This is a genomic window from Vibrio albus, from assembly GCF_003144035.1.
In the GTDB taxonomy this organism is placed as follows: domain Bacteria; phylum Pseudomonadota; class Gammaproteobacteria; order Enterobacterales; family Vibrionaceae; genus Vibrio; species Vibrio albus.
In genome coordinates, this window is record NZ_QFWT01000011.1 from 38508 (window position 1) to 52729 (window position 14222).

Sequence of the window (14222 nt, forward strand, 5' to 3'; positions counted from 1 at the left end):
CACAAAAAGGCAAAACAAAACACTACAAAAACAACAAAAGAATAGAATATAGGTTTAAAAACGGACCAGGACCCCAGAATCAATACAATAAATAATGCTGATATATCACAGATTAGCAGCCATAAACTCTCAAAAGTAATGAATTTGTAAAACTTTATGAACACAAACAAAAAGAAGACCAAAGATTTCCATTTCAAACAGTTCTCAATCTATGGTGGATTATCCGGAATGCCTGTCAGTACAGATGGTGTACTCCTTGGGGGATGGAGTCGCTTCTTCGGATGCAACAAGATTCTGGATATAGGTACGGGTACAGGTTTACTGGCCCTGATGTGTGCCCAGCGCTTTCCGCAGGCACAAATTACGGCCATAGATATCGACCAGCAAGCCGCTAAAGCTGCTGACTACAATTTCAGACAAAGCCCCTGGAGCGAAAAACTCTCTGTTATCCATGCAGATATTAATGATGTCGCCATCACAGAAATGTTTGACGGGATTATCTGTAATCCACCATACTTCACATCTGGGATACCAGCCCAACAGCCACGCAGAGCGATAGCTCGCCACACTCATAGCCTTTCGCACACGTCTCTTCTTAACAAATGTAAAGAATTTATTACAGATGACGGCGGGGCCAATTTCGTATTACCCCTGACTGAGGGAAAAGCCTTTATACGGGCAGCACAAGATAGTGGATGGCATTTAACCCGACTCTGTCGCGTGCGTCCGACAGCAAACAAAGCAGCCCATCGATTACTGATTGAATTGTCAAAACAGAATACCGGCTACGCAGAAGAAGAACTTATCGTGCATAATAAACAGGGCTATAGTGAGGCTTTTATTCTGCTGACTAAAGATTTTTATCTGAAAATGTAATCCAGTCTGCGTATTGTGGTAGCCATTGGATAGCTCTATAATGCCGAGCCAAAATGGCCCTCTTAACTTTCCTGCTTGTGGAGATCCCTCTGTGATCAAAAATTTTTCTGAACTCGATCTGGATTTAAATTTACTGGATGCTATTGAAGAGTGTGGATTTACTCGTCCAACCCAAATTCAGGCTGAATCTATCCCGCAAGCACTGAATGGCAAAGACATCCTTGCATCGGCACCAACCGGTACCGGAAAAACAGCGGCCTTTGTTATTCCAGCTCTGCAATATCTGCAGGATTTTCCGCGGAAACAGGCTGGCCCGGCTCGGGTTTTGATCCTGACTCCGACCCGAGAGCTGGCAATGCAGGTCGCAGATCAAGCCCGCCTGCTGGCAAAAAATACCAAGTTGAATATAGCCACCATTACCGGTGGTGTTATGTATCAGGAACATGCCGAACTTCTGGCTGCCACTCAGGATATTGTAGTAGCAACCCCGGGACGCCTGATGGAATACATTGAAGCAGAACGTTTCGACTGCAGGGCAATTGAATGGCTGGTTCTGGATGAAGCTGATCGCATGCTGGATATGGGATTCGGCCCAATCGTAGACCGTCTTTCTGGCGAGTGTCGATGGCGGAAACAAACACTGCTTTTTTCTGCGACTCTGGAAGGTAAAGGTGTGGAAGGGTTTACCGCAGACCTTCTTAATGAACCAGAGAGAATCGATGCAGAACCATCCCGCAGAGAAAGAAAAAAAATATCTCAGTGGTATCACCGTGCTGATGATATGGAACATAAACAGGCACTTCTAAAACACCTGCTCACTGAACAGGCAGAGAAGACCATCGTTTTCATCAAAACACGTGAACGCCTGGCAGACCTGCGCAGTAAACTGGAAAGTGAACAAATCACCTGTAGCTGGATTCAGGGTGAAATGCCTCAGGATCGACGTAATAATGCTATCCGCCGTTTCCGTGACGGAGAAGTTAATATACTACTGGCAACCGATGTTGCTGCCCGGGGCATAGACTTACCCGATATCAGCCATGTCATAAACTATGATATGCCACGCAGCGCGGATGTTTACCTGCACCGAATTGGCCGTACAGCCCGAGCAGGAAAAAAAGGATGTGCCATCTCTCTGGTTGAGGCTCATGATCAGCCAATGATGGAGCGTATCTCCCGGTACATTAAAGAAGATATCAAAGAGCGCTTTATCGACGGACTTCGTCCTAAACACAAAAAGCCAGTGTTTAAGAAGAAGAAAAAGAACAAACCTGACAGCAAAACCAAGCCGGCAAAGAAAGCCAAAGCGAAGAAAAAATAAAGACTGTTACCAATAGGGGCCTGAACTCAGGCCCCTAATACTACATCTCTTCGGTAATCAAGCCATGTTTATTCAGCAAACGGTACATAGTCGCCCGGGATACTCCAAGCTCTTTAGCTGCCGGTGAAACCTGCCCGCCATGAGATTCAAGTACCAAAATAAGAGCATCACGCTCAGATTCTTCTCTAATGGATTTCAGAGTTCGCTTCCCATTCAGTCGCTGAGGCAGATCAAGCTGAGCCAGGCTGATCATGGCCCCATCTGACATCAGGACAGCACGTTTTATCTGATTAATCAGCTCATACACATTGCCCGGCCACAGATACTGAGTCAGGGCCTTCATTGCCTCGTCAGAATACTCTACAGCCTGGGCGTGGTACTCTTTTGAAAACTCCCTTAGATAGTGGGTAGCTAAAACAGGGATATCCCCCGCTCTCTCTTTCAGGCTAGGTACATTAATTCTCAGAACATTAATGTAATGATAAAGATCTTCGTTGAAGTCATGCTCCCCCAGAGCCTTTTCTATATCAAAGCAGTTCGCGGCCAGAATCCTGACATCCAGATCGACATTTCCCTCCGGAGTTTCAATCTTTCCTTCTTGCATAAACCGCAATAAATTTGCCTGCTGTGACTTCGGCATACTTAAAATGTCATTTAAAAACAGGGTTCCTTCATGAGCCTGTTCAAGCAGAGATACGGGATCATCGTCTTCCCGCCGCTTTCCAAACAGCTCTTTTTCCATTCTGGCTTCAGAAAGTGCCCCACAATGAATGGAAATAAACGGTTTTTTGGCCCGGGAGGACGTAGCATGGATAGCTCTGGCAACCGTCTCTTTCCCTGAACCATTTTCGCCGTAAATAAGAATACTGACATCGGTCGGACCAATTCGCCTTATTTGATCTTTAAGGCGCTTAATTGGCATTGAATCCCCCATTAACCCCATATCCGTTTTCTGTCCGTAATTCGGCCAGACTTTCTTTTCCAGTTTAAGCATGCCAAGCTGATGACCAATAGTACTCAGCAACTGAGTATCTGGTATTGGTGCGGTAAAGAAATCAATACAAAAATTAACGATAAACTGACAGATAGTGTCTGAACCTAACTGAGACTCCCGTATGAAGGCAAGCCACCGAACCTGTTTATGACTGCTCACCAGATTAGCAATGCCATTCAGACTAAATTCATCATGGCTAAGATCGACCACACCAATACATGGTCCTATCTCGGTAAAAAGCGTATCCGCTTTACGTAAATCGCCACAGCGCTGACATTGCCAGCCAGCCTGTTCGAGTACAGATAACCAAGGCTCGTGTTTGCCGCCAACCACAACCAGAGAGCCCGGCACAGAATCCATCCGGAATTGAGTACCCATTTTTTTTCCTTTTTTTTTATATATATAGGACGTTGTATCAATACAAAATTAAGCAAGCGCTACATTAACGATACTGAGACAGTTTTTCTGTCTCATAGTTAAGACTAAGCACACTGTAAAAAAACTTCAAGTCTAAGTTACCCTCGCCTCTTTCTCGAAGAAATAACTTTATGTTTAATAACCACAACACAATAAAATCAAGCCTGTTTTATCTCTAATTTGGGACGGAAATCGCAATTAATATCGCCCTGACATTTTTAAGAAGACGTTAATACCAATCAGACAACGTGAGTTTTATCACCTATTAGTCCCCCTCCTACTTCCTCCTTTAAAATCAGACCTTATGTCAAAAGTAAGCACTTACATTTAAATCATAAAAAAACATAAACATGATTTATATCACACATCAGATAACCAATATTCTTCATAGCTAATAAGGCACTTTGACAAAAATAACGAGAGGAATGACTCTTTTAACGTTTTTTACGATTTCGAAGTTTGACCCATTTCGTTATACCGTGCTTTCCTTATTTCAACCTTGAACCTACAGGCCACCCATAAGCCATTGATCACTGAAAATTATTTAAGTGCTAATTGATACTTTGGGGTAGGAGAAAGGATCACTGATGACTTTCATCATCCATTTTCGTGAAACAAAGCAATTAGTAAGGAACAGCTATGCTTGCCAATATCAAAAGAACAGCACTGGCAGCTGCCATTATTACCACAGCAGTCACAAGTGTCTCTGCTCAAGCAGCAAGAAGTGAGCTTACCATCGTGCCTGAATTCTATCCAACTATGGTACGTAACTTTAACCCATACCTGGCAACAAACCTGCATACCACAACAGACTTTATCTATGAACCTCTGGTCATTTTCAACGAGATGCAAGGGAATACCCCGGTAATGCGTCTGGCTGAAGATTACCGCATGGCAGACGACCTGATGAGCGTGACTTTTGATATCCGTAAAGGAGTCACCTGGTCAGACGGTGAAAAATTCACTGCGGATGACGTGGTATACACCTATAAGCTACTGGAAGATAATCCAGAACTGGATCAGCGTGGCATCAACAAGTGGGTGAAGTCAGTCGATCGTCTGAGTGAATATCAGGTACGTTTTAACCTGTCGGAAGCAAACTCGAACCTTCCTTATGAAATTGCTCAAATTTCTATTGTTCCTGAGCACGTATGGAAAGACGTGAAGAATCCGACAGAGTTCACTAATGAAAATCCTGTCGGCACGGGTCCATTTACCGAGATCGACACCTTCACACCACAACTTTATATCCAGTGCCGCAACCCGAACTACTGGGATGCAGATAACCTGGATGTCGACTGTCTGCGGGTACCACAACTTGCCAACAACGACCAGCTACTGGGTAAAGTTATTAATTCCGAACTTGACTGGACCTCTTCCTTTATCCCGGACATTGACCGCACCTATGCCGCGGCGAACCCGAATCATCACTACTGGTATCCGGCATCCGGCACACAGGCATTTATGCTGAACTATAAGAACCCGGATCCAGCCAAAAAAGAAGCCTTAACCGATATTAATTTCCGTCGGGCATTCTCAATGGCGCTTGACCGTCAGACCATTATTGATATTGCCTTCTACGGTGGTGGTACTACTAATGACTTTGCGTCCGGTCTTGGTTATGCCTTTGAAGCCTGGTCTGATGAAAGCGTACACAACAAATATAAGCAGTATAACACTTACAATGTTGACGGCTCGAAAGCACTGCTTAAGAAGTCTGGCTTTAAAGATATTGATGACGACGGCTATGTTGAAACCCCGTCAGGTAAGTCATTCGAGCTGCTGATCCAGTCGCCGAACGGATGGACCGACTTCAACAATACCGTACAGCTGGCAGTCGAACAGTTGCAGGAAGTGGGCATCAAAGCCCGTGCCCGTACTCCGGAGTTTGCCATTTACAACCAGTCTATGCTGGAGGGCAACTATGACGTGGCTTATACCAACTACTTCCATGGTGCGGATCCGCATAAATACTGGAATGACGCTTACAACTCCGCTCTGCAGGGTGGTGAAGGTATGCCTCGTTTTGCTATGCATTTCTACAAAAATACCAAACTGGATAAGCTACTGGACAGCTTCTACAAAACCGCTGACCGCGATGAGCAGCTCAATATCGCCCATGGCATCCAGAAGATTGTAGCCGAAAATCAAATTACGGTACCGGTTATGTCTGGCGCATGGATGTATCAGTATAACACTACTCGTTTCACCGGCTGGTGGAATGAAAACAACCCTAAAGGCCGCCCAAGCGTCTGGGCTGGTGTATCTGAACGTCTGCTACATGTACTGGACCTGAAACCAGTTAAGTAACCGACATTACCAAAAGTGGCGTATTAAGCAGTTACGCCCTTTCTCCTTCCCTTTCGTAAAGCAATGGTATGACGCTAGTCGTCAGGGAAGGTTGCGCCCTGAATAAAGCAAACCTAATCCAGTACCGACCACTGGGTGAGTAAAGGTGTAAGTTATGAGATATTTTTTACGACGACTGTCGTTTTATCTGATTGCGCTGTTAGTCGCAATCACCCTTAATTTTATTATTCCCCGGGCCATGCCTGGTGACCCAGTGACCATGATGTTTGCAAATGCCACAACCCAGGTAACCCCTGAACGTATAGAGGCAATGAAACAGCTGCTCGGTTTTGTCGATGGCCCTTTATATATACAGTACTTCACCTACCTTAAAAGCATCCTGAGCTGGGATCTGGGTACCTCTATCAAGTTTTATCCGCTCAGCGTTAATGACCTGCTGGGTAGCGCGTTCGGCTGGTCGCTGTTTCTTGCTGGCAGTGCTGTGCTGCTGTCTTTCTCGATCGGCTCAATTCTGGGCATCTATGCAGCATGGCATCGAGGCAGCAAATACGACGCCATTGTGACTCCTGGCATGCTGATCATCCAGGCGGCCCCTCAGGTTGTTATCGCCATGCTGGCCATGTTTATCTTTGCTGTTGGTCTGAAATGGCTCCCGACCGGCTATGCCTATACCGCAGGCAGTTCTCCGGACTGGACCAGTTGGGCCTTTATTAAAGATGTGGCCTACCACGCGGTCCTGCCTCTGTTCTGTGCTTCGGTGATTCAGATAGGCGGGTTTCTGGTCAACATGCGTAACAATATGATCAACCTGCTGGCTGAAGACTACATTACCATGGCCAAAGGCAAAGGACTGAGTGAGAAACGGGTAGTATTTAACTATGCAGCCCGTAACGCCATGCTACCTAGTGTGACGGCACTGTCTATGTCTCTCGGCATGGCTATCGGTGGTCAGCTAATCATTGAAATTATCTTTAACTATCCGGGACTGGGTTCAGTGCTGTTCAACGCGATAACAACCCGTGACTATCAGGTACTGCAGGGGCAGTTACTGATCATGACCCTGTTTATGCTGTTCTTTAATCTGCTTGCTGACATGCTTTATGTATTCCTTGACCCTCGTCTACGCAAGGGAGGTAAATAATTATGAAAGACATACTAAGACTCATCTGGCGTAACCCCAAGGCATTAGCCGGGGTATCCATTCTGCTCGTGTTCATGTTTGTCAGTATCGCCGCTCCGTTAATCACCAAACATGAACCGGACAGACGTAGCGGTAATCCGCATGAATACCCGTCGTTTGTGGTCAAGGCGGCGCAAAACAACCCTGACGGCTGGACGGCAGAAAATCTGGCCACCGACAGAAGAACACTCATCCTGTCCAAAAAAGCGGATCATACCCTGGGTACCACCCGCATGGGGAGAGATGTCTGGTCCCAGTTAGCCTACGGAGCCCGGGTATCCATGGCCGTTGGCTTTGGTGCCGGGATAACCGTCTGCATTCTCGCAACCATTATCGGCGTCTCGGCCGGATATTTTGGCGGACGTGTCGACGATGTGCTTACCGCAATGATGAATATCATGCTGGTGATACCTCAATACCCATTAATTTTCGTTATTGCTGCATTTATCGGTGAAGCCGGGCCGCTCACCATTGCTCTGGTTATCGGCTTTATGTCCTGGCCATGGGGAGCAAGGGTCGTACGGGCACAAACAATGGCATTGCGTGAAAAAGAATTTGTTAAAGCATCAGAGGTTCTGGGTGAGTCCTCCTGGCGCATTATCTTTGTCGAAATTCTCCCTAACTTAGTCTCCATCGTTGGTGCCAGCTTCATTGGTTCGGTTATGTATGCAGTAATGATGGAAGCAACAATCTCCTTCTTAGGGATGGGCGATCCGAATACCGTCAGTTGGGGAATCATGCTGTACAACGTACAGACCTCTTCCTCAATGCTGATCGGAGCCTGGTGGGAAGTTATCGCACCATGCCTGGCACTCATTCTAATGGTAACCGGTCTGGCTCTGCTTAACTTTGCTGTCGATGAAATTGCTAACCCGCAGTTGCGATCCAACAAAGGGATGAAACGCTGGAAAAAGCTGACCGAACAGGCGAAGAATGCTCCAGAAGCAGAGCTATCAGCAGAGAAAATTCTCTGATTATTCAACACAGCACAGGATGACAAACATGCAATTACTCACCAACCATATCGGCTATGAGCTGTCAGGAACCAAGCAGGCGGTCCTGATGTCAGCACAACCGTTGTCCGGAACAGATGTTGCGTTCCTGTACGATGCTGACAGCTATGAGATAATTGCTGAATATCCTGTCGGAAAAAGTAACCGTGTTGCCAACTGGCATCAGGGTTACTTCAGCTGTATTGATTTTTCTGAGCTCACCCAAAAGGGCCACTACTACCTTGAGGTGGCCGGATACCAGTCTCACCGGTTTGAAATAGGTAACGGCGTACTGATGTGCCATACCTTTTCCGATCTGCTCCACTATTTTAAGTCCCAGCGTTGCAGTGGCACCTTTGATCGTCAGGACAGGATGCTACCGCTGCTCGGCACTGAAAACAGGGTGGATGTCCATGGCGGCTGGTACGATGCGTCCGGGGATGTAAGTAAGTATCTGAGTCACCTTTCTTACACCAATTACCTCAATCCACAGCAGACCCCCATGATTGTTTGGAATATGCTGAAAGGATTATCACTTTTAGAAGAGCGCGATGACTTAGCCCCCTTTTTCCGGCTAAGGCTGACTGAAGAAGCCCTGTTTGGAGCAGACTTCTTACTGCGTATGCAGGATCCGTCCGGGTTCTTCTACATGACCGTCTTTGACCAATGGAGCAAAGACGTTAAACAACGGGAGATTTGTGCCTACGCCACTCAGGAAGGGCTGAAGTCTGATGACTATCAGGCGGCATTCCGACAAGGAGGCGGAATGGCTATTGCAGCTCTGTCTTCTGCTGCCAGGCTGGACGTCCACGGTGAGTTTACTCAACAGGATTACCTGCAAGCAGCAACAACCGGGTACTGGCACCTTAAAGAGCACAATACGACCTATCTGGATAATGGTGAGGAAAATATCATTGACCAGTACTGTGCTCTACTTGCATCGGTGGAACTTTACCGAACCACTAAGGAAAATGTTTATCTCGCTGAAAGCAGAGAATGGGCCTTGAAACTCCTTCTCTGTCAGCACACCGATGCCTTTTTTTCTGATTTTTGGGCCGTAACAGAAGAAGGAAAACGCCCTTATTATCACGCAGCGGAAGCCGGTCTACCTGTGATAGCCTTATGCGAATACCTCGATATCGAGCCGGATTTATCAATCAAAAATGATGTTAAATCAAAGGTAAGTGCTGCAATTAGCTTTGAGATCACTGTAACCCAAAAGGTCTTTAACCCTTTTGGATATCCACGTCAGTATACTCAGTCAACAGATGGTGTAAAACGCGACGCATTCTTTATGCCACACAAAAATGAATCAGAGTACTGGTGGCAAGGTGAAAATGCCCGGTTAGCCTCACTGGCGGTTATGGCCTTGTTAGCAAAAGAACATGTCCACCACGCCGAACTTGAAGCCTATACACAAAATGTCCTGAACTGGATTATCGGTCTTAATCCATACGACATGTGTATGCTAGACGGGCATGGATATAACAATCCGGACTATTTACCTGACTTGGGTTTTTCAAACGCCAAAGGCGGAATATGCAATGGAATTACCAGCGGCTTTTCCGATGAAGATGGCATCGCCTTCAACCCTCCGGCTCAGAAAAATGACATTCTGCAAAACTGGCGTTGGGGTGAACAGTGGATACCTCATGCTGGATGGTATCTGCTTGCCATTACCCTCCAGTTCGCACAAACAACACCAGAGACAGAATAAAACAAGGAATTCAAATGAACTACCGTTTAGAACTTGCAGCACTGACGGAGCAAGACACACAATGCCGTTTTGCTCTGACGTTGCATAACCTGAATGATCACAACCTTGAAAACTGGTCACTTTGTTTTTCATTTGGCCGCACTATTCTGCCTGACAGCTTATCGGCAGGGACTATTCAGCGAACCGGAAGCTTTTATACTTATCAACCCGGTCCGGAAACAACGCTCACTGCAAATGGTCATTTTTATCTGGAGTTCAGTGTCAATACCGCTCCCTTCCGTTATCTGTCAGACGGAATAATTGAAGCTTTTATTCAACACCCTGAGAGTGGGGACTCTACGCCTGTTGATGTCACATCCGTTGCCTTGCTCTCGCCGTATCACAAACGTTCAGCGATAACAGAATGTACCCACACAGGAGCCCCTGTTATCCCGGCCCCACAGAGCCTGATACATCATGAAGACGTTTGCCTTTTGTCTTCCCGAATCCAACTCAGCATCGGAAGTAATGACGCCAAACATGCGGCAAAATGGCTAAAGATTCAGGCCAAACAATACCAGATACATTTGGTTCAGCAGTCCACTAAAACGACTGCCGCAAGTATCCGTTTTATTACCAGTCCTGTTTTAAATGAACAGATGTACACCCTGAAAATCACTCCGGGTCAGATCACTATTGCGGCAAACAGCTCTTCCGGATTTATGTATGGTGCTGCGACTTTATTACAGCTTTTTCCTCATACGACAGAAGAGAGCCTGACCTTACCCTGTGTAACTGTTCAAGACCGGCCAAGGTTTCGTTACCGGGGAATGATGCTGGACTGTGCACGTCACTTCTGGTCCGTGGCGCAGATAAAAGAGCTGCTCGATCAGTTAGCCTGCTACAAATTCAACACCTTTCACTGGCACCTTACCGATGATGAAGGATGGCGGCTGGAAATCAAAGCCTTCCCTGAACTGACTGACATAGGGAGTCAAAGAGGCCCCCACCAACCACTTCAGCCACAATTTACTCACTTAGCTGAGTCATATGGCGGTTACTACACCCAGGAGCAAGTACGAGAAATCATCGAATACGCCAGTGAGCGAGCCATTACCGTCATACCTGAAATCGATATTCCAGGCCATAGCCGGGCGGCGATCTGTTCACTACCAGAGCTTCTTTCTGAACCAGAAGATACCTCTGCCTACCTGTCAATTCAGGGCTACAGGGATAACATACTGAATCCGGCGCTTCCCGGAACCTATACCTTTATAGACAAGGTACTGGAAGAGGTGTCCGCGCTGTTTCCGGGGCCATTTGTACATATAGGTGCAGACGAAGTTCCCGACGGTGTTTGGCGACATAGCCCAGCCTGTCAGAAATTAATGCAGAAACATGACTATCGTGATGCCAGAGAGCTACAAGGGCACCTGCTCCGTCATGCAGAGCAGACTCTGAATGCGAAAGGTAAACGCATGCTAGGCTGGGAAGAAGCTTCCTACGGGAACAAAGTCAGTCATCAAACACTCATCTTTCCATGGCAAAACGAAGATTCTGCATTCGAGAATATCAGAGCCGGTTATGATGTGGTATTGCAGCCGGCACAGTATACCTACCTGGATTTGGCTCAGGACTATGCTCCGGACGAACCGGGCGTCGACTGGGCAGGAACCCTGACACTAGAGTCGGTTTATCATTACTCACCTTTGGAACAGATTCCGGAGGACCACCCATTCAGACAGCAGATACGCGGCATTCAGTGTGCATTATGGTGTGAAATCATACCCACTCAGCAACGAATGCAGTACATGCTTTTCCCCCGATTACTGGCTGTAGCAGAAGTTGCCTGGAGTCAGAAACAAACAAAAAACTGGGAGGATTTTCTTTGCCGTCTCAAAGGACATTTACCTCACCTAGACAAGCGGGAAATCAGCTACCGGGACCCGTGGAAATAAACTTATCTCCGGCCTACCTCTTATTCGGTATGACGGAAATAGCTCAATTACAAGGAAACAAACATAATGAAATACGGTTATTTCGATAACGCAAATCGCGAATATGTTATCACTCGTCCGGATACTCCGGCACCATGGACCAATTATCTGGGCACTGAGAAATTCTGTACGGTCATCTCTCATAATGCAGGTGGGTACTCTTTCTATGATTCTCCAGAATACCACCGTGTTACCAAGTTCCGTCCTAACGCCTCTTTTGACCGACCGGGGCATTATGTTTACCTGAGAGATGATGAAAGTGGTGATTACTGGTCGATCTCCTGGCAGCCTGTAGCCAAAAGCCTTGAAGAAGCAAAGTATGAGATCCGACATGGCCTCTCTTATTCAAAATTCAGATGCGAGTACAGCGGAATCACCGCAACCAAAACTCTGTTTGTTCCTAAAGGTGAAGATGCTGAAATCTGGGATATTGTCTTAAGAAATACCGGTGAAACTCCACGTACTATCAGTGCCTTCTCTTTCGTTGAGTTCTCATTCAGTCATATTGCCTCAGACAACCAGAACCATCAAATGTCACTGTATTCTGCCGGCACGGAGTATCATCAGGGCGTGATAGAGTACGACCTGTATTATAATACCGACGAGTTTGAGGGCTTCTACTACCTTGCCTCAACATTTGACCCTGACAGTTATGACGGTCAACGAGACCGGTTTTTAGGACCTTACCGTGATGAATCAAACCCAATCGCGGTGGTAAACGGTCAATGCTCTGACAGCGTACAAACCTGTTATAACCATTGTGGTTCACTGCACAAACAATTTGTCATTCAACCGGGAGAAGAAGTCCGTTTCGCCTTTATTCTCGGCCTGGGTAAAGGCAACGGTACCAGACTGAGACATAAATATCAGAACCCGGCTGAAGTCGATGCAGCTTTTGCCGCCATCAGACACCACTGGGACAAACGCTGTTCACGATTTCAGGTAACAACACCAAACGAAGGGCTGGACACGATGATCAACACCTGGACCCTGTACCAGGCGGAAACCTGTGTGGTCTGGTCCCGGTTCGCTTCTTTTATTGAAGTGGGTGGACGTACTGGTCTCGGCTATCGCGACACCGCTCAGGATGCCATGGCCGTTCCACACTCCAATCCAGAAATGACCCGAAAACGTATCATTGACCTGCTGCGCGGACAGGTGAAGGCTGGGTATGGTCTGCACCTGTTTGACCCTGACTGGTTTGATCCTGATAAGGCCGATGTTAAGCCATCCAAATCGCCTACCGTCGTTCCGACACCAAGCGATGACGATAAAATTCACGGTATCGAAGATACCTGTTCAGACGACCATCTGTGGCTGGTTCCGACCATCTGTCGCTATGTTATGGAAACCGGAGAAACCTCGTTTTTTGATGAAGAGATCCCTTATGCGGATGGTGGTAATGCCACTGTCTATCAGCACATGAAAGCGGCTCTTGATTTCACAGAGCAATATGTTGGGGCGACAGGCATCGCCAAAGGGCTACGCGCTGACTGGAACGATTGTCTGAATCTTGGTGGCGGTGAATCGTCCATGGTTGCCTTCCTGCACTACTGGGCCATTACCGAGTTTATTGAGTTGGCTAAGTTCCTGAACAGGCCGGAAGATGTGGCTCACTACCAGACGATGGCAGACAAAGTCCGCTGTGCCTGTGAACAACACCTATGGGATGAAGAAGGTGGATGGTATATCCGAGGAATCACCCGAAATGGAGAAAAAGTGGGCACCAGCCAACAAGCCGAAGGGAAAGTACACCTTGAATCCAATACATGGGCAGTCGTTTCCGGCACCGTTTCAGAAGAACGAGGCCGGAAAGCCATGGACGCGGTGGATGAGTATCTGTATTCCGGATTCGGTCTACACCTGAATGCTCCGGCGTTCACTCAACCTAATGACGATATAGGCTTTGTTACCCGAGTCTACCCGGGAGTCAAAGAAAATGGCGCTATCTTCTCACACCCTAACCCATGGGCTTGGGTTGCTGAAGCCAAGTTGGGACGCGGTAACCAAGCGATGAAATTTTACGATGCCCTCAATCCTTACAATCAGAATGACGATATTGAAACCCGTATTTCCGAACCTTACTCCTATGTGCAGTTTGTAATGGGTCGCGATCATCAGGATCACGGGCGGGCCAACCACCCCTGGCTGACCGGAACCTCCGGGTGGGCTTATATTGCGGCAACCAATCATATTCTGGGTGTTCGTCTGAGCTTTGACGGACTGGTCATCGATCCCTGCATTCCAACGGAATGGCCTGGATTTGAAGTCAGCCGGGAATGGCGAGGCTGCCGGTACAACATTTCCGTGAAAAACCCGGACAATGTGAGCCGAGGCATAAAAACCATCACCTTAAATGGCCAGGAAATCAACGGGGCTATTCCGCCCCAGCCTGCTGGCTCTGACAATGAAGTCATTGTCATCATGGGCGAATAACCA

At 47.1% G+C, this 14222-nt stretch carries 9 protein-coding genes; 8 read left to right on the plus strand and 1 reads right to left on the minus strand.

Going from position 1 to position 14222, the window contains the following annotated elements:
• Nucleotides 1-156: 156 nt before the first annotated feature.
• Nucleotides 157-876 (plus strand): tRNA1(Val) (adenine(37)-N6)-methyltransferase, encoded by a 720-nt coding sequence (locus DI392_RS17070; protein ID WP_109320915.1) that lies wholly within the window; start codon nucleotides 157-159, stop codon nucleotides 874-876.
• A 91-nt stretch (nucleotides 877-967) separates the two neighbouring features.
• On the plus strand, nucleotides 968-2197 hold the full coding sequence (gene srmB / locus DI392_RS17075) for an ATP-dependent RNA helicase SrmB (protein WP_109320990.1): 1230 nt from the start codon (nucleotides 968-970) through the stop codon (nucleotides 2195-2197).
• A 40-nt stretch (nucleotides 2198-2237) separates the two neighbouring features.
• Here srmB and DI392_RS17080 read toward each other — a convergent pair whose 3' ends face one another.
• Entirely contained in the window at nucleotides 2238-3569 is a 1332-nt protein-coding gene (locus DI392_RS17080; RefSeq protein ID WP_109320916.1) for a sigma-54-dependent transcriptional regulator, read from the minus strand.
• 678 nt (nucleotides 3570-4247) lie between these two features.
• Between DI392_RS17080 and DI392_RS17085 the strand changes: the two genes are divergently transcribed.
• The 6 genes from DI392_RS17085 (at nucleotide 4248) to DI392_RS17110 (ending at nucleotide 14219) form a co-directional block, all read left to right on the plus strand.
• A complete protein-coding gene (locus DI392_RS17085) occupies nucleotides 4248-5918 on the plus strand; it encodes an ABC transporter substrate-binding protein (protein WP_109320917.1) in 1671 nt (556 codons plus the stop codon).
• Nucleotides 5919-6072: 154 nt separating this feature from the next.
• Entirely contained in the window at nucleotides 6073-7059 is a 987-nt protein-coding gene (locus DI392_RS17090) for an ABC transporter permease (protein WP_109320918.1), read from the plus strand.
• A gap of 2 nt (nucleotides 7060-7061) precedes the next feature.
• Nucleotides 7062-8072, plus strand: a complete 1011-nt coding sequence (locus DI392_RS17095) for an ABC transporter permease (RefSeq protein WP_109320919.1) — start codon at nucleotides 7062-7064, stop codon at nucleotides 8070-8072.
• 28 nt (nucleotides 8073-8100) lie between these two features.
• A complete protein-coding gene (locus DI392_RS17100) occupies nucleotides 8101-9807 on the plus strand; it encodes a glycoside hydrolase family 9 protein (RefSeq protein ID WP_109320920.1) in 1707 nt (568 codons plus the stop codon).
• 14 nt (nucleotides 9808-9821) lie between these two features.
• Entirely contained in the window at nucleotides 9822-11744 is a 1923-nt protein-coding gene (locus tag DI392_RS17105; RefSeq protein ID WP_109320921.1) for a beta-N-acetylhexosaminidase, read from the plus strand.
• Between the two features lie 66 nt (nucleotides 11745-11810).
• Nucleotides 11811-14219, plus strand: a complete 2409-nt coding sequence (locus DI392_RS17110; protein ID WP_109320922.1) for a glycoside hydrolase family 94 protein — start codon at nucleotides 11811-11813, stop codon at nucleotides 14217-14219.
• Nucleotides 14220-14222 lie beyond the last annotated feature (3 nt).